Origin of the sequence: Nonomuraea recticatena (assembly GCF_039533245.1) — a bacterium.
Classification (GTDB): Bacteria; Actinomycetota; Actinomycetes; order Streptosporangiales; family Streptosporangiaceae; genus Nonomuraea; species Nonomuraea roseola.
Genome location: NZ_BAAATE010000024.1, coordinates 60362 through 87038, shown reverse-complemented (window position 1 = coordinate 87038; position 26677 = coordinate 60362). Strand labels below are relative to the sequence as shown.

29 protein-coding genes and 1 tRNA gene are annotated in these 26677 nt (G+C 70.5%); 16 read left to right on the top strand and 14 right to left on the bottom strand.

Going from position 1 to position 26677, the window contains the following annotated elements; translation table 11 throughout:
* The first annotated feature begins 28 nt into the window (after positions 1-28).
* From ABFX50_RS35075 to mptB, 3 genes are all read left to right on the top strand, one after another.
* Positions 29-376: an STAS domain-containing protein gene (locus tag ABFX50_RS35075; RefSeq protein ID WP_183652828.1), complete on the top strand. Its 348-nt coding sequence runs from the start codon at positions 29-31 to the stop codon at positions 374-376.
* Positions 373-1089 carry a glycosyltransferase gene (locus ABFX50_RS35070; protein ID WP_346152567.1) on the top strand — a complete coding sequence of 239 codons (717 nt, stop codon included), beginning with the start codon at positions 373-375 and terminating at the stop codon, positions 1087-1089. The genes ABFX50_RS35075 and ABFX50_RS35070 overlap by 4 nt, the downstream gene beginning before the upstream one ends.
* A 65-nt stretch (positions 1090-1154) precedes the next feature.
* Positions 1155-2636, top strand: coding sequence for a polyprenol phosphomannose-dependent alpha 1,6 mannosyltransferase MptB (gene mptB, locus ABFX50_RS35065; protein ID WP_346152565.1), 1482 nt, complete (start codon positions 1155-1157; stop codon positions 2634-2636).
* On the opposite strand, the gene ABFX50_RS35060 is transcribed toward mptB, so the two are convergent.
* Positions 2536-4725, bottom strand: coding sequence for a hypothetical protein (locus ABFX50_RS35060; protein ID WP_346152563.1), 2190 nt, complete (start codon positions 4723-4725; stop codon positions 2536-2538). The two genes, mptB and ABFX50_RS35060, sit on opposite strands and share 101 nt — an antisense overlap.
* 59 nt (positions 4726-4784) lie before the next feature.
* Here ABFX50_RS35060 and ABFX50_RS35055 point away from each other — a divergent pair, with 59 nt between their 5' ends.
* From ABFX50_RS35055 to serS, 4 genes are all read left to right on the top strand, one after another.
* Positions 4785-5969 carry a glycosyltransferase 87 family protein gene (locus ABFX50_RS35055; RefSeq protein ID WP_346152561.1) on the top strand — a complete coding sequence of 395 codons (1185 nt, stop codon included), beginning with the start codon at positions 4785-4787 and terminating at the stop codon, positions 5967-5969.
* A gap of 13 nt (positions 5970-5982) precedes the next feature.
* Positions 5983-6399 (top strand): DUF4446 family protein, encoded by a 417-nt coding sequence (locus ABFX50_RS35050; RefSeq protein WP_346127309.1) that lies wholly within the window; start codon positions 5983-5985, stop codon positions 6397-6399.
* Positions 6400-6412: 13 nt separating this feature from the next.
* Positions 6413-7333, top strand: coding sequence for a prephenate dehydratase (gene pheA, locus ABFX50_RS35045; protein WP_183652838.1), 921 nt, complete (start codon positions 6413-6415; stop codon positions 7331-7333).
* A gap of 72 nt (positions 7334-7405) precedes the next feature.
* The gene (gene serS, locus ABFX50_RS35040; protein WP_183652841.1) at positions 7406-8668 is read left to right on the top strand and encodes a serine--tRNA ligase; all 1263 of its coding nucleotides are present in this window, start codon (positions 7406-7408) and stop codon (positions 8666-8668) included.
* Here serS and ABFX50_RS35035 read toward each other — a convergent pair.
* Both ABFX50_RS35035 and ABFX50_RS35030 read right to left on the bottom strand, forming a co-directional pair.
* Positions 8661-10070, bottom strand: coding sequence for a hypothetical protein (locus tag ABFX50_RS35035; protein WP_346152558.1), 1410 nt, complete (start codon positions 10068-10070; stop codon positions 8661-8663). The two genes, serS and ABFX50_RS35035, sit on opposite strands and share 8 nt — an antisense overlap.
* Positions 10071-10095: 25 nt before the next feature.
* Positions 10096-10641, bottom strand: a complete 546-nt coding sequence (locus ABFX50_RS35030) for a TetR/AcrR family transcriptional regulator (RefSeq protein ID WP_346152556.1) — start codon at positions 10639-10641, stop codon at positions 10096-10098.
* 89 nt (positions 10642-10730) lie between these two features.
* Between ABFX50_RS35030 and ABFX50_RS35025 the strand changes: the two genes are divergently transcribed.
* Positions 10731-11873 (top strand): FAD-dependent oxidoreductase, encoded by a 1143-nt coding sequence (locus ABFX50_RS35025; protein ID WP_346152554.1) that lies wholly within the window; start codon positions 10731-10733, stop codon positions 11871-11873.
* A 66-nt stretch (positions 11874-11939) separates the two neighbouring features.
* On the opposite strand, the gene ABFX50_RS35020 is transcribed toward ABFX50_RS35025, so the two are convergent.
* A complete protein-coding gene (locus ABFX50_RS35020) occupies positions 11940-12143 on the bottom strand; it encodes a cold-shock protein (protein ID WP_183652851.1) in 204 nt (67 codons plus the stop codon).
* A 225-nt stretch (positions 12144-12368) separates the two neighbouring features.
* On the opposite strand from ABFX50_RS35020, the gene ABFX50_RS35015 reads away from it, so the two are divergent.
* Complete coding sequence (locus ABFX50_RS35015; RefSeq protein WP_346152552.1) at positions 12369-13178, top strand: HAD family hydrolase; 810 nt, start codon at positions 12369-12371, stop codon at positions 13176-13178.
* On the opposite strand, the gene ABFX50_RS35010 is transcribed toward ABFX50_RS35015, so the two are convergent.
* Complete coding sequence (locus ABFX50_RS35010; RefSeq protein WP_183652857.1) at positions 13169-13690, bottom strand: bacterial proteasome activator family protein; 522 nt, start codon at positions 13688-13690, stop codon at positions 13169-13171. The genes ABFX50_RS35015 and ABFX50_RS35010 overlap by 10 nt on opposite strands.
* Before the next feature lie 5 nt (positions 13691-13695).
* On the bottom strand, positions 13696-14652 hold the full coding sequence (locus ABFX50_RS35005; RefSeq protein ID WP_183652859.1) for an NAD(P)H-quinone oxidoreductase: 957 nt from the start codon (positions 14650-14652) through the stop codon (positions 13696-13698).
* 115 nt (positions 14653-14767) lie between these two features.
* Between ABFX50_RS35005 and ABFX50_RS35000 the strand changes: the two genes are divergently transcribed.
* The gene (locus ABFX50_RS35000; RefSeq protein WP_346152549.1) at positions 14768-16570 is read left to right on the top strand and encodes a nucleotide-binding protein; all 1803 of its coding nucleotides are present in this window, start codon (positions 14768-14770) and stop codon (positions 16568-16570) included.
* Positions 16571-16618: 48 nt separating this feature from the next.
* Positions 16619-16867 (top strand): hypothetical protein, encoded by a 249-nt coding sequence (locus ABFX50_RS34995; protein WP_183652863.1) that lies wholly within the window; start codon positions 16619-16621, stop codon positions 16865-16867.
* A gap of 25 nt (positions 16868-16892) precedes the next feature.
* On the opposite strand, the gene ABFX50_RS34990 is transcribed toward ABFX50_RS34995, so the two are convergent.
* Positions 16893-16982: transfer RNA gene (locus ABFX50_RS34990), tRNA-Ser, on the bottom strand.
* A 98-nt stretch (positions 16983-17080) separates the two neighbouring features.
* Here ABFX50_RS34990 and ABFX50_RS34985 point away from each other — a divergent pair.
* Positions 17081-17371 (top strand): STAS domain-containing protein, encoded by a 291-nt coding sequence (locus ABFX50_RS34985; RefSeq protein ID WP_346152677.1) that lies wholly within the window; start codon positions 17081-17083, stop codon positions 17369-17371.
* Between the two features lie 84 nt (positions 17372-17455).
* Here ABFX50_RS34985 and ABFX50_RS34980 read toward each other — a convergent pair whose 3' ends face one another.
* Positions 17456-20206 (bottom strand): heparinase II/III family protein, encoded by a 2751-nt coding sequence (locus ABFX50_RS34980; protein WP_346152547.1) that lies wholly within the window; start codon positions 20204-20206, stop codon positions 17456-17458.
* Between ABFX50_RS34980 and ABFX50_RS34975 the strand changes: the two genes are divergently transcribed.
* Positions 20205-20393 (top strand): hypothetical protein, encoded by a 189-nt coding sequence (locus ABFX50_RS34975; RefSeq protein WP_346152545.1) that lies wholly within the window; start codon positions 20205-20207, stop codon positions 20391-20393. The two genes, ABFX50_RS34980 and ABFX50_RS34975, sit on opposite strands and share 2 nt — an antisense overlap.
* A 96-nt stretch (positions 20394-20489) precedes the next feature.
* On the opposite strand, the gene ABFX50_RS34970 is transcribed toward ABFX50_RS34975, so the two are convergent.
* The 3 genes from ABFX50_RS34970 to ABFX50_RS34960 are packed head-to-tail and all read right to left on the bottom strand — an operon-like array spanning position 20490 to position 23004.
* The gene (locus ABFX50_RS34970; RefSeq protein WP_346152674.1) at positions 20490-21161 is read right to left on the bottom strand and encodes a TIGR03943 family putative permease subunit; all 672 of its coding nucleotides are present in this window, start codon (positions 21159-21161) and stop codon (positions 20490-20492) included.
* Between the two features lie 5 nt (positions 21162-21166).
* Positions 21167-22147, bottom strand: a complete 981-nt coding sequence (locus ABFX50_RS34965) for a permease (RefSeq protein ID WP_346152543.1) — start codon at positions 22145-22147, stop codon at positions 21167-21169.
* Positions 22148-22164: 17 nt separating this feature from the next.
* Positions 22165-23004 (bottom strand): NUDIX hydrolase, encoded by an 840-nt coding sequence (locus ABFX50_RS34960; protein ID WP_346152541.1) that lies wholly within the window; start codon positions 23002-23004, stop codon positions 22165-22167.
* A 136-nt stretch (positions 23005-23140) separates the two neighbouring features.
* On the opposite strand from ABFX50_RS34960, the gene ABFX50_RS34955 reads away from it, so the two are divergent.
* The gene (locus ABFX50_RS34955) at positions 23141-24076 is read left to right on the top strand and encodes a DUF4328 domain-containing protein (protein WP_346152539.1); all 936 of its coding nucleotides are present in this window, start codon (positions 23141-23143) and stop codon (positions 24074-24076) included.
* A gap of 10 nt (positions 24077-24086) precedes the next feature.
* Here ABFX50_RS34955 and ABFX50_RS34950 read toward each other — a convergent pair whose 3' ends face one another.
* From ABFX50_RS34950 to ABFX50_RS34940, 3 genes are read right to left on the bottom strand one after another with little or no spacing between them, the layout of a single operon-like run.
* Positions 24087-24434, bottom strand: a complete 348-nt coding sequence (locus tag ABFX50_RS34950; RefSeq protein WP_346152537.1) for a hypothetical protein — start codon at positions 24432-24434, stop codon at positions 24087-24089.
* Positions 24435-24468: 34 nt separating this feature from the next.
* Complete coding sequence (locus ABFX50_RS34945; RefSeq protein WP_346152535.1) at positions 24469-25539, bottom strand: sensor histidine kinase; 1071 nt, start codon at positions 25537-25539, stop codon at positions 24469-24471.
* Positions 25536-26225: a response regulator transcription factor gene (locus ABFX50_RS34940; RefSeq protein WP_183652889.1), complete on the bottom strand. Its 690-nt coding sequence runs from the start codon at positions 26223-26225 to the stop codon at positions 25536-25538. The genes ABFX50_RS34945 and ABFX50_RS34940 overlap by 4 nt, the downstream gene beginning before the upstream one ends.
* A 59-nt stretch (positions 26226-26284) precedes the next feature.
* On the opposite strand from ABFX50_RS34940, the gene ABFX50_RS34935 reads away from it, so the two are divergent.
* Positions 26285-26449, top strand: coding sequence for a hypothetical protein (locus tag ABFX50_RS34935; RefSeq protein ID WP_346152533.1), 165 nt, complete (start codon positions 26285-26287; stop codon positions 26447-26449).
* Complete coding sequence (locus tag ABFX50_RS34930) at positions 26450-26671, top strand: DUF6412 domain-containing protein (protein ID WP_183652892.1); 222 nt, start codon at positions 26450-26452, stop codon at positions 26669-26671. It abuts the gene before it with no gap.
* Positions 26672-26677 lie beyond the last annotated feature (6 nt).

Sequence of the window (26677 nt, the reverse complement as noted above, 5' to 3'; positions counted from 1 at the left end):
AGAGCCCCGACGCCGCTAGCCTGCCCATGTGGAGCTCAAGGTCTCGACTCGATCACATGCCGGCCAGGCCCTCGTGGCGATCGCCGGTGAAATCGACCTCTATACGGCGCCCCGCCTGCAGTCGGAGTTCACCCGACTGCTGCAGGACGGGCCCAGCCGTGTGGTCATAGACATGTCCCAGGTGGATTTCTGCGATTCCACCGGGATGAACGTGCTGCTCTCGGCGCTCAAGCGCGTCAGGGAGCGTGGAGGGCAGCTCGAGGTGGCCGCGCCGCGGCCAGCCGTCAGGAAGATCCTGCAGGTAACAGGCCTCGACTCGGTCTTCACCGTGCACGAGGAAGTGCCTGAGGAGCTGCTGATCTCAGAGGGCTCGTGACGGACACCGCGGTCATCGTCCCCGCCAAGGACGAGGCAGAACGCATCGGCGCCACCGTGACGGCGGCGCTCCAGCTGCCAGGCGTCGATCTCGTCGTGGTCGTCGACGACGGCTCGACCGACCAGACGGGCAGGGTCGCGCGCGCCGCGGGCGCCAGAGTGGTCCGCCACAGCCGCAACCGCGGCAAGGCGAGCGCCATGGAGAGCGGCGCGGAGGCGGTGCGGCTGCTCGACGCCGCCGTGCCCAGGCACCTGCTCTTCCTCGACGCCGACCTGGGAGAGACCGCCCGCGCGGCCGCCGGCCTCGTGGAGCCGGTACGCGCAGGCGAGGCGGACATGACCATCGCGGTCTTCGCCACCAGGGTGAAGCTGGGCGGCCACGGCGTCGTGGTCCGTCTCTCGCGCGACGGGATCAGGCGGGCCTCAGGCTTCTCCGCCACCCAGCCCCTGAACGGCCAGCGCTGCCTGACGAGGGAGGCCTTCGAGGCCGCCAGACCCCTCGCGCACGGCTTCGGCGTGGAGACCGGGTTGACCATCGACCTGGTGCGCAAGGGGTTCACGGTGGTCGAGGTCGAGGTGGAGATGGCCCACCGTGCGACGGGCACCGACTGGCATGCGCAGCTGCACAGAGCACGGCAGCTTCGTGACGTGGCACGGGCCCTGGCCACCCGCGAGCCGGTGATCCGCGACAACCTCGCCAAGCTCAGGTCGTAGTCCATCCGGCCTGGCCGTCGTCCTCTCGGGTGCGGCCTGTCCCCGTGATGTGCTGGAATCTGCAGGTGACATCGCAGGCAAGGACCGAGGCTGGGCCGGGGCTCGCCGCGCGCGCCGCGCCGGTGCTCATCGCCGGATCCGTGCTGCTGACGATCACCATCGGACTGCTGGGGCCCTCGGCGATGGTGCCGGGGCTCGAAGGGCCTGGCTGGCAGCCGCCGTACTCCCTCGACGCGCGGCCCTCATCGCATCTCGTGATCGCGCTCGCAGCGCTCGCCGTCGTCCTGGGCGGCCTGGGCCTTCTCTGCGGCCTGCGGCGCACCCGTGCCCTCGGCGAAGGCGTGGCGCGGGCGCTGGTGCTGGGAGGCTGCCTGGCCGCCGCCGCGCTGGCCTTCCTGCCGCCCTCCGGATCGGCCGACCACCTCAACTACGCCGCCTACGGGCGCATGGTCACGCTCGGGATCGACCCCTATGTCAGCGGCGCGGCCGACCTTCCAGGCGATCGCGTCGCGGCGGCCGTGGAGGCGCCGTGGCGGGAGGAGCCCAGCGTCTACGGGCCCGTGGCCACGGCGGTGCAGGCGCTGGCCAGCTGGGTCGGCGGCGACTCCGTCAGGCTGACCATCTTCGTGATGGCGCTGGTCAACGCGGCCGCGTTCATCGCCGCGGGGCTGCTGCTCGACCGCCTGACCCGCGACGATCCCGCCCTGCGGCTGAGGGCCGCCCTGCTGTGGACGGCCAACCCGCTGCTGCTCTACCAGCTCGTCGCGGGGCTGCACGTCGACACGCTGGCCATTGCCTTCATGGTGGCCGCGCTGGTGGTGAGCGCCCGCGGCCCGGCTCTCCCGGAGGGAGCGGTGTCCAGAGGACGGCTGGCGGCGTCGGGAGCGCTGCTCGGCCTCGGCGTCGCGGTGAAGCTCAACGTGGGCCTGGTGGCGCTCGGGCCCGCGTGGGAGCTCAGGCGGCGGCCACGACGGCTCGCGCTGGTCGCGGGCGTGGCGCTCGGGGTGGCCACGCTCGGCTACCTCTGGGCGGGGACACACGCCTTCGATCAGGTGAGCAGGGCGGGCAAGGCGATCTCGCACGCCTCCTTCTGGAAGCTCGTCCAGGGATGGCTGCAGGCGGTCGTCGGAGAGGGCAGCGCCTACAGGGGCGAGATCCAGGTGGGCGCGGTGGTTGTGATGGCCCTGCTGGCGTGGGCGCTGTTCAGGCTCCAGCCGCCGCCCGCCGACGCGGCGAGGGTGGCGGCGGTGCTCGTCGTCGCGTACGTGTTCGCGACGCCGTACATCCTGCCCTGGTACGACGGGCTGGCCTTCGCGTTGGTCGCCATGGTGGCGGCCTCGAGGGTCGACCTCTTCCTCACCGCGCACCTGACCCTGCTGTCGCTGGCCTACCTGCCTGCCAGAGTGGACGGCCAGCCCGCCGACCTCGAGTGGCTCAGGACCGTCGTCAGGCAGCAGGTGGTGCCGTGGTCGCTGCTGGCGCTGACGGCGGGTCTTGCGTGGTGGGCGTGGCGAGCTGCAGCGCGCGCACGCACGCGGCCAGAGTGAGCGGCACGGCCACCGTCAGCGCCATGGCCGGGATCGCGATGCCCGAGTCGTTGACGAGGAAGCCGACGAAAGCACAGGTCAGAGCGCCGAACAGGCCCGCGCGCAGGGTCGGGGCGAAGCCGTAGGCGCGGCCGAGCGCCGAGGCTCCCCACCGCGAGGGCCGGTCCAGGACGAAGAACAGGAAGGCCAGCGCCACCAGGGACAGCAGGGTGAGCTGCCAGTTCCCGACGGTGATGCCGACCATCGAGCTGAACTTCCTCCACACCACCGTCCAGGCCTGTCCGTCGATGATCTGCTGGACGAAGGTGCCCAGGTGGGTGCGCTGGTCGGCGGCGCGCAGCCAGTCGGCGAAGGCGATGACCCCGATGAGCGCCGCGCCTGCCGCCCCGACCAGCAGCAGCTTGAGCAGCGAGACCCTACGGCCCGACAGCAGGATGAGGAAGACCGCCAGGCCGATCACGAACGCGGGGACGCCGCCGAAGTCGGCGCCCCACGCAGGCCAGCCGTCGGCGAAGACCGCGAACGCCCCGTAGACCGCGCACACCAGCACGACCACGCTCCTGCGCAGGTGGCCGAGCAGCCACTGGGCCAGGCCCGCCAGAGCGAGGACGGTGCCGGTGGAGTAGACGGCGAAGGCGATGTTGCTGAAGCCGTAGAAGCGCCCTCCCGTGACGGGTTCGTAGCCGGTGACGGCGTTGACCTGGAGTCTGGAGCCGGTCATGACGTCCACGAGGAGGGCCAGCGAGGTGACGCCCGCGACCACGGTCAGCGGGCCGAGGACGTGCGCCCGCCACGGGCCGGCGAACGCCAGCGCGGTGATGAGCCCGGCGAAGGCGAGGATCGTGACGATCAGCGCGGGCATCGCGGCGGGCAGGCTCCACCACGGCACCAGCTGGGCGAGGAAGGTGGAGACCGCGACGGCGCCGCTGACCACGGCCACCACCTGGACCGCGACCAGCACCCGCGACCTCGCGGCGTCCTCGACGGGCGCCTCGGCGCTCCGGGACGAACGGCGCCTGCGCAGCACGAGCGCGGCGACGGCGTAGAAGAGCACCTGCACCGCCACGAAGACGGCGAAGAAGGGCCCTCTGACCTCTCTGAGCACCTGGCTGGCGAGGTCCTCGTCGGCGAGGCGGGTGACACTCTCCGCGACGGTCGGGGGCGCCTCTCCGCCGTTCTCCCACCCTCGCCCGACCACGCCCGCGGGCACGGCGAGCCCCAGGTTCTTGATCGTGGTCGCGGTGAGGTCCGTGATCGTGACGAGCGCGTCCTGGCGGGTGGAGGTGGCGGTCAGGAACCCGTGGCGGTACGGCCCGCCGTACGCGAGGGCGACGTGCAGGTGCGCGGCGGCCGAGGTGTCGGAGACCCCGGCCACCAGGACCGTCGTGCCCGGGGGCAGCCTGTCGAGGAAGGCGCCGATCCTGCGGTCGGCCTCGGCCGCGGCGCTCCGCCTGGCGGCCGCCGTGAGATCGGGCGGCACGCCGTCGCTGTCGGGGGGCAGCGCCGTCCACTCACGGGCGAGCTGGTCGGCCTCCATCACGATCAGGTCGTAGGAGGCGGGGTCGGCCAGGCCCTCTGGGGCGTCGGCGTAGGCGGCGACCTTTCCTGACCTGTCGGCGGCGCCGAGGGCCGCGCCCGGCCCGATGGCCGCGACCCTGCCGCCCGCGTCCACGACGGTCTGTCCCAGCGTGCCGAGCACCGCGTCGTAGCCGGTGCCGTCCTGGAAGGCGGTCAGCTCCGCCCAGCCGGGCACGGCCCCGCCCGTGGGCGCCTCCGGCATGACGCAGCCTGGCGCGCCCGCGCGCTGACCGGCCGACACCGTCAGCCACCCGGCCATCGGGCAGGAGGTTCCCCTGTTCGGCGGCGGCACCACGCGCGTCGAGAGCGAGGCGGAGGCGCCCTGGCCGACGAGCTTCCACAGGTGCGGCGTGCGCGCCTGGTCGAGGTCGCTCCACTGCAGCCCTGGCACGCCGACGACCGCGACCCTGCTCTCGGCGGCGGCGCCCGCCGTGCCCGAGGCCGCCCCCACGAGGACGGGAAGCAGGGCGAGCAGGCCCAGGCAGAGGCGCGCCAGGGTGCGGTACGGCATGCGGGGACCCCCAGAGTCAACGCCCAAGAACGGCTAGAGCCACGGTAACGTGCCACATCGTGACAGGTGGTGGAGCGCCCTCGATCTGGCGGCGGTGGTGGCTGTGGCCGCTGGCCGCGGTGCTCGTCGTGCTGGCCGTGTGGCCGCTCGTCGAGACGTGGCTGACCAACGCGGACGACCAGCGCCTCGTCGACCTCGACGTCTACCGCACCGGCGGGCAGATGCTGCTGGAGGGGCGTCCGGTCTACGACTTCCTCACCCCCGCGCCGCAGCTGCTGCCCTTCACCTATCCGCCGGTCGCGGCGCTGCTGGCCGTACCGCTGGCCTGGATGTCGTGGGAGACGGCGCAGTGGGTGTGGACGGCCGGCGTCTTCGCCGCGCTGGCCGTCACCGTCGGCTTCGCGTTCAGGCAGGTGAACAGGAACCCGCTGGTGTTCGCGTTCCTGATGGTGGCGTGCGCCTACCTGATGCCGATCCGTGACCAGGTGCGTTTCGGGCAGGTCGACATCCTGCTCGTGGCGCTGTGCCTGGCCGACTGCGTGGCGAAGCGGCCGTGGTGGCCGCGCGGGTTCCTGATCGGCCTGGCCACGGCGGTGAAGCTCACGCCCGGCGTCTTCCTCGTCTACCTGCTGGTCACCAGGCAGTGGAAGACGTTCTGGATGGCGGCCTTCTCCACCGCGGCGTTCACGCTGATGCCGTTCGCGGTCATCCCCCGCGACGCGGTCGACTTCTGGTTCAGGGCCCTGCTCGACCCCGAGCGCCTGGGCGCGAACGCGGCCACCACCAACCAGTCGATGCGCGGCATGCTGATCAGGCTCTATCTGCCCGAGTGGCTGACGTCGGTGCTCTGGCTCGCGCTCGTGGCCGTCGTCGCGTGGTACGGCTTCCGCTACGCCCGTCACGCCTTCGAGAGGCTCGACACCATGACCGCGGTCGCGCTGACCGGGCTTATGGCCGTGCTGCTGTCGCCCGTCGCCTGGATCCACCACCTGGCCTGGGTGGTCGTCGTCCTCGGCGCGCTGGTCGGCGACGGACGCGACGTGGTGCGCCTGCGGGTGGCCCTGGGCGTGTGGCTCTTCTACGTGGTGCCGATCCCCTGGTGGGGGGTGGCGATCAAGGCGGCCGAGATCCCGGTCGTCAGCCCGGTCATCGGCAAGATCGTGCAGAACGCCTTCGGGCTGGGCGCGATAGCCCTCGTCTGGCTGCTTGGGGTCTGGTTGCCCAAACGACGCCAGATCTTGTGACACTCTTGGTGATGTGCTGATTACTCTCTGGATGATCGTGGGCGTGCTCGCGGGCGTCAGCGGCGTCGTCATCGGATATGTGGCGCTCAGGCAGGCGCGAGCGGCCGTCGACGACTGCCAGCGGATGATCACCAGGCAGGCCGGCGAGAGCAGGGGCGACCTCAAGGCCATCCGCGACGTCGCGGTCTACCGCTACGACGCGCTGGCGGAGATGACAGGGCGGCTCTCCTTCTCCGTCGCGATGATCAACGGCCTCGGCGACGGCATCGTGCTCACCTCCATCAACGGCCGCTCCGAGACACGCACCTACGTGCGTCCCGTCGTGGGCGGGAAGGGGCAGCAGCAGCTGTCCCCAGAAGAGGAGGAGGCGGTGCGCGCGGCCAGGCTCGGCCTCGGTCCCGAGTTCGAGCCCCAGATGGCAAGACGTTGACTACCCTGTAGGTATGTCTCGCCTCGCCTACCTGGGGCCAGAGGGCACCTTCACCGAAGAGGCCCTGCGGCTCATGGAGCCAAACGCCGAGCGCCTGCCCTGCGCCACAGTCAGCGCCGCGCTCAACGCGTGCCGCTCAGGCGAGGCCGACGGCGCCGTCGTCCCGCTGGAGAACTCACTCGAGGGCGCCATCACCACCACGCTCGACGAGTTCGCCTGGGGCGAGCCGCTGCTCATCTCCGCCGAGCTCCTGCTGCCCGTGCGATTCTCCCTGCTGGCCAGGCCCGACACCTCGCTCTGGCACATCAAGCGCGTCTACACCCACCCCGCCGCGATCACCCAGTGCAGGGCCTTCCTCGCGCGCGAACTGCCCGACGCCGTGGTCGTCGCCGCGCCGTCCACGGCCGCCGCCGCCCAGGAGGTGTCGCTGCCAGGCTCGCCGTACGACGCCGCCATCGCCGCGCGCATCGCGGGCGAGCACTACGGGCTGGTCGAGGTGGTGGCCGACATCGGCGACCGCTCCGACACCGAGACCCGGTTCGTCAGGGTGTCGCGCCCAGGGCCGCTGCCCGAGCCGACCGGCTCCGACCGCACCACGCTCGTGGTCTTCCTGGCCGACGACCATCCTGGCGCGCTGCTGGAGATGCTGACGGAGTTCTCGATGCGCGGGGTCAACCTGAGCCGCATCGAGTCGCGCCCCACGGGCGAGGGCATCGGCCGCTATTTCTTCCACTTCGACTTCGAGGGCCACGTGGCCGACGCCCGTGTCGGCGAGGCGATCTCGGGGCTGCACCGGGTCTGCGGCGAGGTCCGCTTCCTCGGCAGCTACCCGCGGGCCGACGGCGTGGCGCCCCAGATCAAGCGCGGCACGGCCGACAACGAGTTCGCCGAGGCGAGCGACTGGCTGGCGCGCGTGCGCGCGGGTCAGGTGTGAGCGAGCGCCTCGACGCCGTGCCGTACGGGATATCGGGTGTGGGAGCACTGCGCACCTAGGTAGCCTTGGGGGGTGATTGACCTGCGTACCCTTCGTGAGGACCCCGACCGGCTACGGGCGTCGCAGCGTGCCCGCGGTGAGGACGACACCGTCGTCGACACGCTGCTCGACCTCGACGAGCGCCGCCGCGCCGCGCTGACCTCCTTCGAGTCCCTGCGCGCCGAGCAGAAGTCCATGGGCAAGTCGGTCTCCAAGGCCTCAGGCGAGGAGAAGCAGGCGCTGCTCCAGCGGGCCAAGGAGCTCGCGGGGCAGGTCAAGTCGGCGGAGGCCGAGGCCGAGAAGCTTGCCGTCGAGCTCGAGGAGCTCATCGGCACGATCCCCAACATCGTCCAGCCCGAGGCGCCCCACGGCGGCGAGGACGACTACGTCGTGCTCGAGACCGTGGGCGAGCCCCGCGCGTTCGACTTCGAGCCGCGCGACCACCTGGAGCTGGGCGAGCTGCTCGGCGCCATCGACATGGAGCGCGGCGCCAAGGTCTCGGGCTCGCGCTTCTTCTTCCTGCGCGGCGCCGGGGCGAGGCTCCAGCTCGGCCTGCTCAACATGGCCATGCAGCAGGCGATCGAGTCGGGCTTCGTCCCGATGATCACCCCCGTGCTGGTCAAGCCGGAGACCATGGCGGGCACCGGTTTCCACGTCGCGCACGACAAGGAGATCTACCGCCTGCCCGAGGACGACCTCTACCTCGTCGGCACCTCCGAGGTCTCGCTGGCCGGCTACCACGCCGACGAGATCCTCGACGGCTCGCAGCTGCCGCTGCGCTACGCGGGCTGGTCGTCCTGCTTCCGCCGCGAGGCGGGCTCCTACGGCAAGGACACCCGCGGCATCATCCGCGTCCACCAGTTCGACAAGGTGGAGATGTTCTCCTACGTGCGTCCCGAGGAGGCGGCGGAGGAGCACCAGCGGCTGCTGGCGTGGGAGAAGGACATGCTGGCCAAGATCGAGGTGCCCTACCGCATCATCGACACGGCCGCCGGTGACCTGGGCATGTCCGCGGCCCGCAAGTTCGACTGCGAGGCCTGGATCCCCACCCAGGGGCGCTACCGCGAGCTGACCTCGACGTCCAACTGCACCGAGTTCCAGGCCCGCAGGCTCGGCGCCCGCTTCCGCGACAAGGACGGCAAGCCCCAGCACCTGGCCACGCTCAACGGCACGCTGGCCACGACGCGCTGGATCGTCGCCATCCTCGAGAACCACCAGCAGGCCGACGGCTCCGTCGTGGTTCCCAAGGCCCTGCGCCCCTACGTCGGGCTCGACGTCCTGGAGCCGGTCAAGTAGTAGCGGTCCGCCTGGTGGCGACCAGCCCGGTCGCCGCCGTGGCCAGCCCGAGGACGACGGAGAGGCCGAGCGCCGTACCGTGGTCCTCGGGCCGGCCCGCGCTCCACCCGTGGAACGGCAGCGCGACCGCGAGCGCGGTGAAGACACCGGCCCCGAACGCCGCGGTCAGCTCCCTCGCCTTCAACCCCGCCATGCCTGTCATCACCAGCAAGGTGATCATCGTGGTGACGACGGCCAGCAGGCCGAGCGGCCCTGCCAGCCGCGCCGTCGGCGACACGTCGGGCGCGATCGGGAGCAGCGCCGCGCACAGGCAGCCGACGAGGTTGACGATCACCACGATCGCCACGCCCCTGCGGGGGCGGCTGAGGCCCAGCGCGAGGGCGAACACTCCCAACCCCGCCAGGAGTGCGACCGTCGTCTCCTTCCAGACGTATGCGCCGAACCGGTTCACCGGCGTGGCGTCGGCCTCGGACAGGCCCCCGTTCTTCCCGAATCCCAGGCGTCGCCACGTGCCCGCCGTGTCTCTCACCGCGACACCGTCGCGCCCGTTGGCGACCACCACCACGTGTCCCCCGCCAGGCCTGTCCTGTACGGCCACCGCCATCGACTCGACGGGGCCCTCCCAGGAGTTCGACGCCCGCTTCAGCACCTGCAGGCGGCCTTCGGACAACTGCCACGACGCCCGCCATGTCGCGCCGCCGTCATCGGACTGGTCGACCCCCAACCTTCCCTTGAGGATCCGGTAGCAGCGCTCGGCCTGTCCGTGGACACAGGCACCGGTCTGGCCCCGCCCACGCAGGCCGGCGCTCCGTGGACTCCACGTCCTGCCTCCGTCGGTGGAAGCCAGATCGCCTGAGCCGTCGACGTCGGCGACGATCGCTCCCGCCTCTGCCCTGACGTCCTGAGCGATGGGGACGGGCCGCATGCCGGTGGCGGTGACGGCGAGGACGGCCAGGGGGAGGGCGATGAGGGTCCTCGTTCTGGCGCGGGCCTCGTGGGCCTGGCGGCGCACCCACCAGGCGAGGGCGAGGGCGGGCAGGGCCAGCAGGTCCGTGGGATCGGCCAGGACGCGCGAATGGCCCGCCACCAGGGTCCAGGCCTGGGATGCGGCCTCCGCGCCCGTTTCCGTGGTCTTGACGGCCGCGAAGAGGGCTCCCGTCAGCAGGACGGCCGCGGCGTCGGCCCTGCGGCGCAGGAGGAGGGCCAGGAGGGGCGGGGCGACGAGGAGGCCGGCGACGTCGCTCAGCTTGCCGGTGACGAAGCCGGGCCAGGCCTGCTTGAGCAGATGGTCGTTGACCAGTAGGACGATCACCGAGACGAGGGTCACGGGGTGGCACAGCCAGGCGTACCTCATGCCCGATTGGAGGGCGGCGGCCTGGCCGCGGTTCGCGAGAGGGGACATTCGTGCCGTACCCGTGATCCTTCTGTCATTCGGTGAGATAGCGCTGGAGGGTCGGACCGAGCCAGGCGACGACCTCCTCGCGCGTCATGGCCATGACGGGCGGCAGGCGCAGGACGTAGCGGGTGAGCGCCAGGCCGAGGATCTGCGAGGCGGCCAGGCCCGCGCGGGTGGGCGCCGTGGCCGGGTCGGGGCAGAGGCGGGCGGCGAGCGGGCCGAGCTGGGTGGCGAAGATCTCGCGCATCCGCTCGGCGGCGGCCTCGTTGGTGACGCCGGTGCGCAGCAGCACCTGAAGTGCCTCGCTGGTCTCCCACAGGTCGAGGAAGTGGCCGACCATCGCCGTGCCGACCTGCTCGCGCGGCGTCGAGGCCAGGTCGGGGAAGCGCAGGTCGAAGTGGGCGGCGGCGGCGAACAGCTTCTCCTTGTTGCCGAAGTAGCGCATCACCATGGCCGGGTCGACGCCCACGTCGCCGGCGATGGCCCTGATCGTGGCCTTCTCGTACCCGTCGGCGCCGAAGCGCTCGCGGGCGGCGGCCAGGATCGCGGCCTTGGTGTCCTCGGACGATCTCCTCATGTCAACAACTGTAGGCCAACAAGTGTTGACATAGCTAGACGGGCGGAGCGATAGTGATGCCAACAAGCGTTGACCAAGTGGAGGGCATCATGAACGTCACCACCGACGTGCTCGTCATCGGAGCCGGGCCCACGGGGCTCGCCGTCGCCGTCTCCCTCGTCCAGCAGGGGTTCGACGTCACGATCGCCGACGACCAGGCCGAGGGGGACAACACCTCGAGGGCGGCCGTCGTGCACGCCCGCACGCTGGAGGTGCTGGAGCCGCTCGGCGTCACCAAGAAGATGACGGGGCTCGGCATCCACTCGCCGCGCTTCACGATCAGGGACAGAGACAGGGTGCTCGTCCCTGTGGACTTCTCGCGGCTGCCGACCCCCTACCCCTACACGCTGATGATCTCCCAGGCCGACACCGAGCGGATCCTCCTGGACAGGTTCGAGGAGCTCGGCGGGCGGGTCGCCAGGCCGTACAGGGTGGTGGCCGTGGAGCAGGACGCCGAGGGGGCGACGGCGACCTTCGCCGACGGCAGCCAGGTGCGGGCCGGCTACCTGGTCGGCGCGGACGGCATGCACAGCACCGTGCGCGAGCAGGTGGGGATCGGCTTCACCGGCGGCACCTACGCCGAGTCCTTCTCCCTGGCCGACGTACGGCTCAGCGGCGGCGTGCCCGCCGACGAGGTCGAGCTGTTCTTCTCGCCCGACGGGCTCGTGGTGGTCGCGCCGCTGCCCGGGGGCACGTTCAGGATCGTGGCCACCGTCGAGGAGGCGCCCGAGCTTCCCGACGTGGCCTTCGTGCAGCGCCTGCTCGACGCGCGCGGCCCCGTGAAGGAGCGCGTGGTGGTCGAGGAGGTCGTCTGGGGCTCGCGCTTCAGGGTGCACCACAGGGTCGCCGACGCCTACCGCTCGGGCCGGGTGGTGCTCGCGGGCGACGCGGCCCACGTGCACAGCCCTGCGGGCGGGCAGGGGATGAACGCGGGGCTGCAGGACGCGGCGGCCCTGGGCGAGGCGCTGGGACAGGCGCTCCGCAGCGGCTCGGCGGCCCCGCTCGACGCCTACGCGGCGGCGCGGCGGCCGGTGGCCGAGCAGGTGGTGGCGTTCGCCGGAAGGCTCACGGCGCTGGCGACGGTGAACCGCAGGCTGCGTCCGCTGCGCAACATCGCGCTGAGGTGCCTGGCGGTGCTGCCGCCCTTCCGCAGGAAGCTCGCGTGGCGGCTGTCGGGGCTGGTGTATCGGTGACGGCCCCTGGAGACGAAAAGAGCCGGGGATCCGAAGATCCTCGGCTCTTATCTCGTAGCTATCAGGTCAGATGGCACGGACCTGGGAGGCCTGCGGCCCCTTCTGTCCCTGCGTGATCTCGAACTCGACCCGCGCCCCGTCTTCAAGGCTGCGGTAGCCGTTGCCGACGATCTCGGAGAAGTGCACGAACACGTCCGGCGCACCGCCGTCCGGGGCGATGAAGCCGAAGCCCTTCTCAGCGTTGAACCACTTGACGGTTCCCTGAGCCATAAAAGCTCTCCCTCAGGATGTGTATCTATGGGACCCGCACCTCGCGAATCCCGGTGTGTCGTATACAGCAGGCACCCGGGGTGGCTCAGACAATCACATGCCGGTTTTCACTACGGGATCAGCTAATACAACGCCATCACATCTAACACCATTCCGCCGCCTTGGTGTTCCCTCTGCCACGAAGATTTCTGGACCGCGGCATCACAGGGCAAACTGGAAGCTGTTATGCCGAGCCTCTCCGCCGCCCCGCGACTGGTGGCCACCGACCTCGACGGAACCGCCCTGCGCGCCGACGGATCCGTCTCCTCCCGCACCGCCGCCGCCTTCGCCGACGTGGAGCGAGCTGGGGCGATGCTGGTATTCGTCACCGGCCGTCCGCCCAGGTGGATGAGTGTGGTCGCCGACGCCGTGCGCCACCGCGGACTTGCCATCTGCGCCAATGGCGCCCTTGTCTACGACCTGCACACCGAACGGATAGTCGAGTCGCACCTCATCGAGCCCGACGTACTTGGAGAGGTGGTCGCTCAGCTTCGAGCGAACGTGCCCGAACTGGCATTTTCGGTCGAGTACGAAGGTGGTTTTGCGCACGAGTCGGATTTCCGGCTGGGCGGCATGGACAGCAAGGCGGTGGCGGGCCTCAGAGTGGGCGCCTCGACTCTCACCTCGCGGCCGTGCGCCAAACTCCTGGCACTTCATCCCGAGATGGACCCCGACAGCCTGCACGAGGCCGTACAGGATCTCGTGGGGCATCTGGTGACCGCGACGCACTCGAGCGGCAGGGCGCTGATCGAGATGAGCGCGCAGGGCGTGACGAAGGCCTCCGCCCTGGCCGCGCTGTCGTCGAGGAACGGGATCAAGCCGGACGAGGTGATCGCGTTCGGGGACATGCCGAACGACCTGCCCATGCTCGCCTGGGCAGGCACCTCGTACGCGGTCGCCAACGCCCATCCCGACGTGCTCGCCGCGGTCGACCATGTGACCGCGGCGAACGACGAAGACGGCGTGGCCCTCGTGCTGGAGAACCTCTACAGGTAAGGACCCGTGCCGCTGGGCCGGTGGCTCTCCTGGGCCATCCCGCCGGGCAGCGCCTTGCGCATCTGCTCCAGCTGGGCCCTGGCGGCCATCTGCTGCGCGAACAGCGTGGTCTGGATCCCGTGGAACAGACCTTCGAGCCAGCCGACCAGCTGAGCGTGCGCGATGCGCAGCTCGGCGTCGCTCGGCGGCGTGCCGTTGTCGTCGGTGAAGGGCAGCGACAGCCGTTCGAGCTCATCGACCAGTTCGGGCGCCAGACCGTCCTCGAGCTCCTTGATGGAGCTCTCGTGGATCTCCTTCAGCCGCTTGCGGCTGGCTTCGTCCAGAGGCGCGGCTCTGACCTCCTCCAGCAGAGTGCGGATCATGCTGCCGATGCGCATCACCTTGGCGGGTTGCTCGACCAGGTTGGCGATCGACCGCTCCTCGTGCTCACCGTTCTCAGCGCTATCGCCCTGGGCGCTGAAGCCCTCGGGTCCCACCACCACGATGTGGGGAGCGTTCTCCTCAGCGTTCATAGCTCTCAACCTACTAGCAGGATCTTTCCGACGTGCTCTCCTGAATCGAGCATCTCGTGCGCCTTGGCGGCCTCGGCCATGGGCACCTGCGCGTGCACGACCGGCCTGACGGCGCCCGCCGACACCAGCGGCCAGACGTTGTCGGCGACACCGCGCACGACCACGCCCTTCTCGGCCGCCGGCCTGGATCGGAGCGTGGTGCCGTGCACCGCGGCCCGCTTCCTGGTCAGCATGTGGAGATCGAGCTCGCCCTTCACGCCGCCCTGGAGACCGATCACGACCAGCCGTCCGCCCGTCTTGAGAGCTTTGACGTTCCCTGGGAGATATTTGGCTCCCATGATGTCGAGGATCACGTCCGCCTCGACCCGCTCGGCGAAGTCCTCGGTCCTGTAGTTGATCGCCTCGTCGGCCCCCAGCTCCAGGCAGCGTTCGGCCTTCTCCTGAGAGCCGACGGTCACCACCACGCGCGAGCCGAACGCCTTGGCGATCTGGATCGCGGTCGTGCCGATGCCGCTCGCGCCGCCGTGCACCAGCAGCGTCTCCCCGCGCCGCAGCCTGGCCGTCATGAAGACGTTGGACCAGACGGTGCACACCGTCTCGGGCAGACCCGCCGCCTCGGTCAGCGACAGCCCCTCGGGCGCGGGCAGCACCTGCTCCCACGGGACGGCGACGCGCTCGGCGTACCCGCCCCCCGACAGCAGGGCGCAGACCCTGTCGCCCACCGCGAACCCGACGGCGTCGGGACCGACCTCGGAGATCACCCCGGAGCACTCGAGCCCCGGATACGGGGAGGCGCCGGGCGGTGGGTCATAGAAACCTAGCCGTTGGATGACATCCGCCCTGTTGACCGCGGAGGCCGTGACATCGATCACGACTTCTCCCCGCTCAGGACGCGGATCCGGCACCTCCTGCCACTCCAGAACCTCGGGTCCGCCGGGCTTGGTGATGACAATCGCTCGCATGTGACCCAAGGTAGCGGGGCAGGGAAGTTGCGGGTTGCCTGCGTTCAACGGAACACGGGGCGTTAATGTGCAATGTGTTTGCTGCCCCTTTACGCCCATCCCGAGGGGGAACACGGTGGCACGACACGATCGTGAAGAGTCTCTCGAGGAACAGCTCGCCTGGCTCGACGCCATCAAGGAGACCGACGAGGAACCCGTCAAGGTCAGCGCCAAGACCGGCGCCGTGGCCACGGACGAGACCGTCGTTTCGCCATACCCGAAGGACCCCTGGCTGTCGGTGCCCACCGAGCAGGACACTCCGACCCCGCCCCTGTTCAGGGCCGCGGTCGACTCCGTGTACGGCCAGGCCGCGGCGGAGGAGCTGCCCGCCGAGGAGGTGGAGGCGGCCGAGTGGTTCGAGTCCTCGGTCGAGGCCGAGCGGCCTCCCACGTTCGGCAGGGACGACGACGACGCCTTCCTCGCGCCGTTGAAGCCGCTTCCCCGCCCCGACGACACCGACTCCTACCGGATGGGCGCCTTCGACCCGCAGGCAGAGGAGCGTCCCGAGCCCCAGAGCAGCATGTTCGACCCGCTGCCGCCTGAGGAGCGCACCGACCCTTCGTGGCCGCGCCCGCCGTGGCCGCAGCCGGCGGCCGAGAGCTTCGAGGGCATCGCCGACGTCGAGACCGTCCAGGGCGAGCTGGTCCCCGACGACGACACTCCCGAGCCCGGCCTGCCGCGGCACGAGGAGCCTGAGCCCAGGTTCGACGCCTTCCGCTTCGACGACCCCCTGCCGCGTGAACCCCGCGTCAGGGAGGAGCCGCGCGGGGAGGAGCCGCGCAGGGAGGAGCCCCGGCACAGGGAGGAGCCGCCCTCGTTCGAGCGGGCGAGCTTCGCCGAGCCGCCGTCGGTGGAGGTGGCCGTGCAGGAGGAGCCGTTCCCCGTACGCCGCCGCCCGCAGCCGCCGGTTCCCGCCTTCGCCGTGCCGGCCCGTCCCGCCGTCGGCGACAGGCCCACCGCCGAGAGCCTCGACCCCGACTCACTGCTGCGCGGTCGCCGCAACGCCCCCTCCAAGGGCTGGCGCCGGCTGATCTACAAGGCCTCCGCCGGGTGGATCAAGCCGGGCGAGCCCGCCGAGGTGCGCCGCCGTCGCGCCCTGGTCGCCAGGGCCCGCACCCCCGTCGCGACCGGGCACCACCGCGTCGCCGTGCTCAGCCTCAAGGGCGGCGTCGGCAAGACCACCACCACGGTCGGTCTCGGCGCCACGCTCGCGCAGGTCCGCGGCGACAGGGTGATCGCGGTCGACGCCAACCCCGACCGCGGCACGCTCTCCGACAAGCTGGAGCTGGAGACCTCGGCGACGGTTCGCGACCTGCTGAACGAGCGCGCCCAGGTCAAGCGCTACGTCGACATCAGGGCCTTCACCTCGCAGGCTCCCTCACGCCTGGAGGTGCTCGCCTCCGACCGCGACCCCTCGGTCTCCGAGGCGTTCAGCGCCGCCGACTACCAGCAGGTCGCCCAGGTGCTGGAGAACTTCTACTCCATCTGCATCACCGACTGCGGCACGGGGCTGCTCCACTCGGCGATGTCGGGCGTGCTCGGGCTGGCCGACCAGATCGTGCTGGTCAGCTCGCCCTCCGTGGACGGCGCGCGGGCCGCCTCGGCGACGCTCGACTGGCTGGAGGCCCATCACTACGGCGACCTGGTGAGAGACGCCACGGTGGTGCTGTGCAGCGTGCGGCCGAGGTCGAAGTCGGCCGTGGACATCGCCAAGCTCGAGGCGCACTTCGCGGCGCGTTGCCGTACGGTCGTCCGCGTGCCGTACGACCCGCATCTGGAGGAGGGCGCCGAGATCGACCTCGACCGGCTGCAGGAGCCGACGAGGGAGGCGTATCTGCAGCTCGCCGCGGCGGTCGGAGACGGCTTCGCCGGGATGTGAGGCGAGAGAACCCCTCCGCTCGCCTCACCCTGATGAGACAATCCCCGCATGCAACGCTTCGAGCGCCTCACTCTCGAGGAAGCGCGCACCCTGAGCCGCAACCAGCTGCTCCCCCGGATCGAGGACGAGCAGAAGTACTGGTACGAGCGCATCAACGGCGGGCAGATGCGTGTCGGCGACGACCGCGCGTTCAAGACCTTCAACGAGATCATGCACGTCGTCATCAACCCGGACACGCGGGCGCCGCAGGACCAGGACTACTGGACGAAGCCGCTCGGCGAGCTGGGCGACCTCTAGGCCGCAGGCGCGGCCTGGAGGTCGATGGCGGAGGGTAAGGGATTCGAACCCTTGAGGCCATCGCTGACCTGGCCGCTTTCAAGGCGGCTGCACTCGTCCACTATGCGAACCCTCCAGTGCGCACACCACCTTAGCGGCTAACGCTCGATGCGGCAGGGGTGTACCTTCGGAGAAGGCTCCTGAGCGGGAGGCATCTCGTTGGCGGAACTCACTGTGGCGGTGGAGCGCTCCCCTGGAGCAGCGATCGTGAGCCTCCACGGAGATCTCGACAAGGTCTCCGCGCCCGTGCTGCGGGAACAGCTCGTCCTCCTGCACGGCGAGAGGGTCCACACGATCGTCATCGACGCGGCGGGCCTGGCCTTCTGCGACTCCAGCGGCCTGTGGGTGCTGATCGAGCACCAGCGCCTGGTGCGCGAGCACGGCGGCAGTCTGCGGCTCACCGGCGTGCACGGCGTGCTGCGCAGGGTGCTCGACGTGACAGGGCTCAACGCCGCCTTCACCTGAGGAGACCGCCCGCATGCACCGCGACGCCGACTTCCCGGCCTACCGCAGGTCGGGCAGCTCGACGACCCGGGCCGGAGTTCTCCTTCAGGCGGCCGCGTAGATGAGCGCGCCCGCGCGTTCGAAGGGAACGACCTTGCCGTTGAGGATCACTTTGGCGGCATTCGGCGCCGCGATCCCGATGGCCTTGGCCGAGTCGGTGCTCGCGGTCAGCCCGCTGCCGTCGATGCGTACGGTGCCGTCCCCGCCGAAGGTCACGGCCAGGTCCTTGACCGCGGCCGGCGCCTTGACCAGGGGCGCGCCAGCACGCTCGACCGACGAGCCGTCGACCATCACGATCGACCCGGCGTCGGCGTAGAGCAGCTTGCCGTCGAAGGCGTAGGACCCGAACGCTCGCGGCGCCTTCGTGGTCCAGGACTTGTAGTAGACCCCCGCGCCGCCGTTCAGGCTGAGGGCTGTCGCCTCGTGCGACGGGAGGGTGCCCACGGGGAGCCGTTCCACCGTTACGGACGTGTCGGCTGCGCCCTTGGACGGCAGCAGGACGGTGTCGAAGGTCGTCTGGCCGGTGGTCGTCTTGACGTAGGAGGCGTACTTCGCGTTCTCCACCGAGTAGAAGCGCGGCGCGTAGTAGCCGTCGCGCAGGGTGGAGGCGACCTCGGCTGGGTCGGCGGGGACGATCGTGAGGTTCGCACCCGTCGCGAAGGCGGTGGTCGTGGCCTCCGTCCCGGAGCGGATTGAGGGATTGGCGTCCGCGGCGAAGTGCCAGTTCTGCTCGTAGCGGTGCTGCTTGACGGTGCCCACCGGCTTCAGCCGGTCGGAGACCACCCACAGGCCCGAGTGCAGCGACAGGACGGATCGCTCGTGGTGAGCACCGGCGGAGCTCTCGGTGTTCGCGCCGATCAGGTCGAAGGCGGAGTTGGTGATCAGATGCGAGATCCCGCCGGCCGCGGTCGAGGTCTGCGGCTGGTCGTCGATCTCGATCGTGTTGTGCGCCTCCGTGGTACGCCGCAGCCACTCCGCGCGGCCGTCCGTGCTGTAGGTGAAGGTGCCCATGTCGGGCAGGAGCGGCCGGCCGTACGCATAGGCGGTGATGGCCAGCTCGTCAGGGTGACTGTGGTTGCCGCGGTCGGCGTTGATCCGGAGGTGGGAGTCATCGGCGGTCCAGCCGGAGCGGGAGACCGCGACCCGGGTGTCCGGGTAGAGGGCGGAGGTGTGCGCCGGCTTCTCGCCCGACTTGCCGGAGGTGCCGACGTAGAGAAGTTCGGGGTCATTGAGCAGCTCGCCCAGCTTCGCGAGGGTGCTGCGCAGGTCGAGGGAGTCGCTGTCGCCGTAGGCCGGGCCGTACCCACTGGGATAGCTCTGGTCCATGAGGAAGCGGCCCAACTGCCGCAGTTTGGCGGTGGCGGTGAACGTGATGCCGTTGCGCTGCATGAAGGCGACGACGTCCACGTACTGTCTGAGGTAGCCCCGCAGGTAGGCGTCCGTGGACTCCTTGTAGCCGCCGTCGGCGTAGGTCGAGTCGTTGAGCTGGGCTGAGAGGAAGTCGGCGGCGTTGGTCCGCCACGCTGGCGCGACGCGGAACTCCGGGAAGTAGACGGAGGCGTGCAGTAGCGTGATCTTCTGTGACTGCATCTTGTTCGGCGTGCCGTTGACGTTCACCTGCAGGTGGAGGCCGGCTCGGTTCATCGTCTTGAGGATCGCGGTGTTGGCCTCGGGGGTCAGCGACGGGCTCTTGCGCACAATCTCGTAGGCCGCGATCCAATTGTGCAGGCGGCGCGCGGCGTGCAGGTTGCCCGGATAGGAACCGGCGCCCTGATCGGCGTCGTAGGCGTCGGCGTCCTTGATGAAGTCGGTCATCAGGCTGATGAGCGTGCGGGCGTGCTGCTCGTTGCCGGTCTTCTGGTACTCCAGGGCCAGCGGGCCGGCGAAGTAGAAGCGGGGAAGCTGGTAGAGATACTCCTTGTCGGCACCGCCGGGGAGCTTCCAGTCGAAGCCGCCGGGGTCGCCCTCCCAGGAGAACGTGTTCTGTACGGTGTTGGACCAGGTGCGAGTGGCCTCGTCGAAGGTCTCGGCGTTGCCGTACAGCATGATGTCCTTCGCGGTGTCGGCCGTACCGGTCAGCGTCAGCTCCGCCTTCTTCACGCCGGTGACGCCGCCGAGGTCGAACCGCAGGTACGCCTTGCGCGTCTCGCCGGTGAACGGCCCCGTGCCCTGGTCGCTGACCTGCATGTAGTACTTGGTGCCGTACACGTTGCCCGGGTGGGCCGCCCAGATGTAGGTGTCGTGCGTGGGGTGAAGGGTCTTCACCGAGCCGTCGGCCAGGGTCAGGCGGAGGGTGGGCTTGCCCGACCCCTTGCTCCTGCTGTTGATGAGGGCGATGACCGCGTCCTTGTAGCGGCTCATCAGGAAGAATCCGGGCCTGCCGCTGGTGATGCTGCTCGTGACGTCTGCCGTGACCGTCTTTTCCCCCGGGCCGAAGGCCAGCGTCTTGATGTAGACCTCGCCCGATCCCAGCGTCCAGATGTGGCTGGGGGTCAGCTCGAGTGCGCCCGGCCAGGTCGTATGCGAGAAGCCGCCCGCCTCGATGGCCGGGCGCGCGCGATAGTAATCCAGCAGCCGCTGCTTGGCCAGCGCGTAGTCGCCCGCCTTCACCGCGCTCTCCACGGGCTTCAGGCCCGCGTGCGCGTAGTTCAGTCGCGGCCCCACCTTCCAGGCGCCGGCGCTCCACCTGCCGAAGAAACCCGCGTCGGACAACGCGGCCGCGGCAGCCGGAGGCGCCGGCACCAGGAACGCGGCGACCAGAACCAGAACGGCGAGTCGCCGCCACGAAGGAGACATGCGCGCCAAAGTAGGGGTGCGCGGTATGTCCGCGGTATGTCGCGGCAACGCCGTCACCCAGGCCATCACCGGCACCGGCGGATTCAGTGTGGCGATCGCCCCAGACGGCATCCGCGCAGCAGCGGCGGCAGTCATCTTCTGGATCTGGTGTTCAATGCCCGAAACGGGCGCTCGGCTGGCTCGATGAGCTGGGCTTCGAGCTCGGCGATCATCTCGGTGAGCAGGCTGATGCTCGCCGGAGCCGGTGCTGCGGGCCGCGGAGGGCGAGGAGGAGGCCGCCGACCTACTCGTAAGGTTCTGACGGGGCCTCGACTTTCTCCACCGCTGTGGCGTCGAGTTCGGCGTAGACGATGCCGGTGGCGTTGTCGTCCACCTCGGTGGGCACCCAGGTGCCCGTGACCATGACCCAGGAGTCGGGCGCGGGCTGCGGCACGCCGCGCACGATCACCTTGAGCGCGTAGGCGTCGGCGGCGCAGCAGGCCAGCTGCATCCTGGTGACGAACCACTGCCCCTTCTTCCTGGACGGCGTGACGAAGCCGGTCAGCTTGACCGTCCTGTCCTTGAGCGTCTGGTTGGAGTCGCTGAAGACCCTGCCGATGAACTCGCTCATCTTCATCTCGGTCGCCCCCGCGGCCTGCAGCGGCGCGTAGGCGTCGAGGACCTGCGGCGGAGGCGGCGCCTCTGACCTGGCGGCGGCGAACGACCCGAGCGCGGGCGGCGCGATCAGGAAGACCGCGAAGACCGGCAGGCACAGCAGCCAGGCCACCCTCGGCCCGTGATGGTGCTCGGCGGATCGGCGGACCAGCCCCAGCAGCCCGATCGCGAAGATCACCAGCCCGGCCGCGATGAGGAAGGGCCGAAAGCCCGGCTTGACGTAGTTGACGTAGGTGGTGGAGAAGGCCGAGATCCGCAGCAGCGCGCCGCCGAGCAGCATCAGCACCAGGTTCTGCGACATGCGGTTCACAGCAGGATCCATCCGACGACGACGCTCGCCACCACGGCGAACACCAGGGTGACAGGAACGAACCTGACCGCGAACGCCTTACCGAACGTCCCGGTCTGGAGCGCGATCAGCTTGAGGTCGACCATCGGCCCGACCACCATGAACGTCAGCTTCGCCGTGGGAGAGAAGGCCGACATCGAGGCCGCCACGAACGCGTCCGCCTCCGAGCAGATCGACAGCAGCACGGCGAGCGCCGCGAGCACCAGCACCGACAGCCACGGCACCTCCGCCACCGCCGTCAGCCACTCGCGCGGCACCACGACGTTGAGCGTGGCGGCGGCCAGCCCTCCCACGATCAGGAAGCCGCCGGCGTGCAGGAGGTCGTGCCGCATCGCCTCGAGGAACGAGCCGTGGTGATGGGCGCGGTTGCGGATCCACTCGGTCTTTCCGAACCGCAGCCACAGCCAGCCCACCCCCACGGCCGCCACCAGCGAGGCGGCGAAGCGCGCGAGAACCATCAGCGGCTCGTTGGGAAAGGCCACGGCGGTGGCGACCAGCACGACCGGGTTGATCGCGGGGGAGGACAGCAGGAACGCCAGCGCCGCCGCCGGCGTGACGCCTCGCTTGATCAGCCCCGAGGCCACGGGGACCGAGGCGCACTCACACCCCGGCAGCACGGCTCCGGCCAGGCCCGCCACGGGCACCGCCACCGCGGGCCGCTTCGGCAGCGCCCTGGTCCAGAAGCCGGGAGGCACGAACGCCGCGATGGCCGCCGACAGCGCCACGCCGAACACGAGGAACGGCAGGGCCTGCACGCAGATCGCCACGAAGATCGTGGCCCACGTCTGCAGCGCGGGCGCGGTCAGGTGCGGTGCGAGCAGGAACCTGCCCGCGAGCAGTGCCGCGATGATCGCGAGGAACAGCCAGGGAACCTGGGCGGCGGAGCGCGGCCTGCCCCATTCGTCGGGTGGGATCTCGAGTGTCCGGGGGACAGACATGGACACATGCTGCCAGCTCAGAGTCGGTCGAGCAGCCATTTCGGACCGGCGACGAGCGCGCCGAGCCCTGTGACCAGCTCTCTCAGCGCCCTGTCCGCGGTGATGACGAGCACGCGCTCCCACGGCTTCGCCTGCCGTACGACCTCGACGATCGTGTCGTCGCCGCTGCCCGGCGCGTGGACGACGGAGATGCCCTCCACCTCACCCACGCCGCACGCCGCGCCCTCCACGACCGCGACCACGCGAGGGAACCACCGGGTCAGCACCTCGTGCGGAAGGCTTCTGCCCGCCGCGTCGGTCAGCAACCTGGAGGCCGCTCCCCTGCGGTCCTTCCACCAGCCGTGCTCGGCCCTCGCTCCGACGATGTTGGCGACGTCGAGTACCACGAGACCCGGCTCGAGCGCGGCCTGGACCGTCGGCCACGTGTGGGCGAAGCCCGGGTGCAGCCGCTTCTTCTCGATCTCCGGCAGAGTGAGCCAGCGCAGGTCGGCGCTCTCACTGTTGCCGGGTACGGCGTGCAGCAGCGTCTCGGCCTCGGCGATCACGGTGTCGAACGCCCAGCCGCCGTGGTCGTCGTGGTAGACGCCGCGCACCTGCAGCTCGTCGAGCTTGAGCACGGCCTCCTCGCCCGCCTCGCGCAGCGCGGCGTCGACGGGGTCCTCGTGGCTGTCGCACGCCCCTCCGAGCAGGCCCCAGGTGCCGCCGTGGTGACTCCAGAAGGACCGCTTCTGCATCAGGACGTGGGCGACGCCCTCCTCATCGCGGTGGACGGCCAGCAGCCCCGCCGCGCCGTACGTGCCCCAGTGCCTGTGACCCTGCCGACAGATCGTCCACCCGTCGCCGTCCTTGGTCGCCACCCTCGCCTCCCCCGTCGCCGACCTTCAGTCTTCCCGATGGCGGCCGTATGACCATCGTCCGACGCGAAGATCATCTGTTTTCCTGCTCATGAACCGCCATACTGGCGATCACCTTGCCGCCGTCGAAGGATCCGTGGTGCCCCCTCCCTCCCTGCGCCCCGTCCGTCCGTTAGCCGTCCTCGTGGTCGTGATGATCGCCCTGGTCGTCGCCGCGTCCACGGCGATGTCGATCGCCCACCTGCTCCACGGGGAGAGCTGGCGGCTCAGGTACCAGCTGATCCTCATCCCCGCCGGGTTCGCCTACGTGTGCTGGCTGGCTCGCGCCCGCGCCAACGCGCAGGCGCTCTCTCCAGGGGTCGTCCACACCTACGCCGCGCCGTTCATGGTCCTCGGCTGGATCCTGCCCGTGGTCAACCTGTTCGTCCCGAAGGGGATCGTCGACGACATCAGGGCCACCTCGCAACGAGGCGGCCAGGCCCCGGGCACGGACCTGTTCAGAGTCCGCCGCTCCCGGCTGGTCTGGGCCTGGTGGCTGAGCTGGCTGGGGATGCTCGCCGTCCACGCGTACTCGGTGCGGGTGGCCCCGGGCCCGGTCGTGTCGGTGCTCACGATCGCGCTGTCGCTCGTCGCGGGCTCCCTCGCGATCCTGATCGTATGGACGATCACACGCCGGCAGGAGGAGGCGCGCACCAGTGGCGGGTTCGTGCCCGCCCAGCGGCTCGGCCTCGTCCCTCTCGTCGTGCGCGATCACGACGAGGCTCTCGCCTTCTACGTCGGGACACTCGGCTTCGACCTGTGGGAGGACAGACAGGGCGGCGACGGCGAGCGGTGGGTGACCGTCCGCCCGCGCCACGCGAGGGAGACCGCGCTGCTGCTGACCCGCGGCGACACTCCCGCGAGAGAGGGCCGGCTGGTCCTCCACACCGACGACTTCGGCCTCGACCACGGACGGATGCTGGCGGCGGGCGTCACCTTCGACGCCGCTCCCCGCAGGGAGTTCTACGGCACTGTCGCGCCCTTCACCGACCCCGACGGCAACCGCTGGGACCTCCTGTCCTCTCCCGCCCGCTGAGCCGTGCTCGTCACGCGGCGGCGACCACGGCGGTGAAGGTGACCAGTTGCAGGAGGAGCTGGGTGACGGCGAGCGCGGGGCGTAGCCACGTCATCGCCTGCCACCTGGCAGGCAGCATGATCGCGAGCAGGCCGGCGGCGGCGCTGCCCCAGAAGGCCCACCAGGCCAGCGGCAGCAGCCCGCTCGAGTCGGGATCACACTGCTCCCCGTAGGTGAGGCAGCGGGAGAACGCGTAGGTGCTCAGGACGTAGACCCAGGCCAGCACGGTGGTGGGGACCAGCGTGACGGTGCCGATCACCGCACACCTGCGCCAGCCGTCCCACCGGGCCTGGCGCGGAGGGTTCGCGTTCACTGTCATGCGGCCACCCAACCAGATCCCGCACGCGCGTCGGCTAGGGGGCGAGGGGCAGGCGGATCTCGAAGCGGCATCCCGGGCCCTGGTTCGCGACGGAGACGCTGCCGCCGTGAGCGGCGACCAGGCCGTGAGTGATCGCCAGGCCCAGGCCCGCTCCCCCGTCTCTCGTCGGCGTGCGAGCCCTCTCCCCGATGAAGGCGACGTCGAACACCCTCGGCAGGTCCTGCTCGGGGATTCCGCCACAGGCGTCGGTCACCGTCAGGCAGGCCAGGCCGTCCTCCACGGAGACGCGCACAGCGACCGTTCCTCCCGCGGGGGTGTGCCTGATCGCGTTCACCACCAGGTTGCGCAGCGCTCTTCCCAGCGCCCCCGCGTCGGCCGACACGGGGGCGACCGCGGGCGTGGCGCACAGCCGTACCCCCTTGGCCAGGGCCAGAGCCTCCACTCCCGCCACGACGTCGGCCACCAGATCGCCCAGTCCTGTTCTGGTCCTGTTCAGGCGCAGTGATCCGGCGTGGATGCGGGAGAGCTCGAACAGGTCGTCCACCATCGCCGAGAGCCGCTCGACCTCCAGCCTGATCTGGGTGGGGTACCTGCGGGCGTCGCCGACCCCGTCCTCCAGCGCCTCGGCCATGGCTCTCATCCCGGCCAGCGGGGTGCGCAGGTCGTGGCTCACCCAGGCGACCAGCTCCCTGCGCGCCCCTTCGAGGGCGCGTTCGCGCGCGTACGACTCTTCCAGGGTGCTGGCGATGGCCCGCAGTTCCGCGGGCAGCCCAGGCGGCGCGACGAACGAGGGTTCGCGCACCGCGGCCGCCAGCCGCCTGCTCGCCGCCACGATCTGCCTGGCCACCACGAAGGCCACGGCGAGACCCACGAGGCCGCCCACAGCCACCACGCTGAGCACCAGGTCCCTCGCGGCGGCGTCGATGGCCATCCGCATCGTGATCGCCGCGACGCCCGCCACCGTGGCCAGCACCGCGACGGCCACGACGACGGCGAGCATGACGCCGATGGAGCGGGTGCGCAGCCGCCACATCAGCGCGAGACCGGCCGCCGCCACGACCACGCCGAGCCCGGCGGTGACGGCCACGATCTCCAGGAGGGTCATGACAGCGGCTCGTACCTGTAGCCGACGCCCCAGACGGTGACGATCCTGCGCGGCACCGTGGGGTCGGGCTCGACCTTCTCGCGCAGCCGCCGCACATGGACGGTCACCGTGGAGGAGTCGCCGAAGGACCACCCCCACACCTGGTCGAGCAGGGCCGCCCTGCTGAAGGCCTGGCGCGGGTTGCGCATCAGGTAGGCCAGCAGGTCGAACTCGCGCGCGGTCAGGAGGATCTCCTTCTCACCGAGCCGTACCTCGTGGGCGCCCACGTCCACCACCAGGTCGGCGTCGCGCAGGACGCCGCTGCCGCCGGTGACAGAGGCGCCGCGCGCCCTGCGCAGCACCGACTGCACGCGCAGCGCCAGCTCGCGCGGGCTGAACGGCTTGGTCACGTAGTCGTCGGCGCCGGTCTCGAGGCCGACCACGCGGTCGATCTCCTCGCCGAGCGCGGTGAGCATGATCACCGGAACCGGCCAGCGCTCCCTGAGCTTCTTGCAGACCTGAAGGCCGTCGACCTTCGGGAGCATGAGGTCGAGCACCATCAGGTCGGGCGGATCGGCCAGCGCCCTGCGCAGCGCCTCGGCCCCGTCGCCCACGCACTCGACCTGGTGACCGTCGCGCTCGAGGTAACGCGCCACCACCTCGGCGACGGTCGGGTCGTCATCGACGACCAGGATGCGGGTGCTCACCCAGTCACGGTACGGCTAACTGCCTCGCGCACGCATGGTCCAGGACGTACGGTGGCCCTATGGGTCGAATGGTCATGCTCGTCGTGGGCGCGCTTCTGGCGCTTTGGGTGCTTTTCACGTTCATCCTGCCCATGCTCATGGGCTTGCTGCAGCTCGCGCTGATCGTCGGCGTCATCGGCGTGATCGTCTTCATCGCCGTCACCCTGGTGGGCAGGTCCAGGTAGGTGTTCCATTTCGCGCTGGCGGATCCCGCCGGCCTGGTGCTGATCGCCGGGCTGGTGCTGGTCCTGCTCGCCGTCTGGGCGAGCAGCGTGCTCGTCGCCCAGACGGGCGGCACGCCGACCTTCCCCATGGCCTACGCCAGGAAGTCGGCATTTCCTCGCCAGTGCGATCCTGACGCGGCGGGCAGACCGCGTCCTCGAGCTCCGTCATCGCGCTCCTTCTAGAAACCG

What these genes read in the sequence shown, in the direction of transcription:
- ABFX50_RS35060 (WP_346152563.1), bottom strand. Translation starts at nt 4,725, where the DNA reads ATGCCGTACCGCACCCTGGCGCGCCTCTGCCTGGGCCTGCTCGCCCTG.
- pheA (WP_183652838.1), top strand. Translation starts at nt 6,413, where the DNA reads ATGTCTCGCCTCGCCTACCTGGGGCCAGAGGGCACCTTCACCGAAGAG.
- ABFX50_RS35035 (WP_346152558.1), bottom strand. Translation starts at nt 10,070, where the DNA reads ATGTCCCCTCTCGCGAACCGCGGCCAGGCCGCCGCCCTCCAATCGGGC.
- ABFX50_RS35030 (WP_346152556.1), bottom strand. Translation starts at nt 10,641, where the DNA reads ATGAGGAGATCGTCCGAGGACACCAAGGCCGCGATCCTGGCCGCCGCC.
- ABFX50_RS35025 (WP_346152554.1), top strand. Translation starts at nt 10,731, where the DNA reads ATGAACGTCACCACCGACGTGCTCGTCATCGGAGCCGGGCCCACGGGG.
- ABFX50_RS35020 (WP_183652851.1), bottom strand. Translation starts at nt 12,143, where the DNA reads ATGGCTCAGGGAACCGTCAAGTGGTTCAACGCTGAGAAGGGCTTCGGC.
- ABFX50_RS35015 (WP_346152552.1), top strand. Translation starts at nt 12,369, where the DNA reads ATGCCGAGCCTCTCCGCCGCCCCGCGACTGGTGGCCACCGACCTCGAC.
- ABFX50_RS35010 (WP_183652857.1), bottom strand. Translation starts at nt 13,690, where the DNA reads ATGAACGCTGAGGAGAACGCTCCCCACATCGTGGTGGTGGGACCCGAG.
- ABFX50_RS35005 (WP_183652859.1), bottom strand. Translation starts at nt 14,652, where the DNA reads ATGCGAGCGATTGTCATCACCAAGCCCGGCGGACCCGAGGTTCTGGAG.
- ABFX50_RS34995 (WP_183652863.1), top strand. Translation starts at nt 16,619, where the DNA reads ATGCAACGCTTCGAGCGCCTCACTCTCGAGGAAGCGCGCACCCTGAGC.
- ABFX50_RS34975 (WP_346152545.1), top strand. Translation starts at nt 20,205, where the DNA reads ATGCGCGCCAAAGTAGGGGTGCGCGGTATGTCCGCGGTATGTCGCGGC.
- ABFX50_RS34980 (WP_346152547.1), bottom strand. Translation starts at nt 20,206, where the DNA reads ATGTCTCCTTCGTGGCGGCGACTCGCCGTTCTGGTTCTGGTCGCCGCG.
- ABFX50_RS34970 (WP_346152674.1), bottom strand. Translation starts at nt 21,161, where the DNA reads ATGTCGCAGAACCTGGTGCTGATGCTGCTCGGCGGCGCGCTGCTGCGG.
- ABFX50_RS34965 (WP_346152543.1), bottom strand. Translation starts at nt 22,147, where the DNA reads ATGTCTGTCCCCCGGACACTCGAGATCCCACCCGACGAATGGGGCAGG.
- ABFX50_RS34950 (WP_346152537.1), bottom strand. Translation starts at nt 24,434, where the DNA reads ATGACAGTGAACGCGAACCCTCCGCGCCAGGCCCGGTGGGACGGCTGG.
- ABFX50_RS34945 (WP_346152535.1), bottom strand. Translation starts at nt 25,539, where the DNA reads ATGACCCTCCTGGAGATCGTGGCCGTCACCGCCGGGCTCGGCGTGGTC.
- ABFX50_RS34935 (WP_346152533.1), top strand. Translation starts at nt 26,285, where the DNA reads ATGGGTCGAATGGTCATGCTCGTCGTGGGCGCGCTTCTGGCGCTTTGG.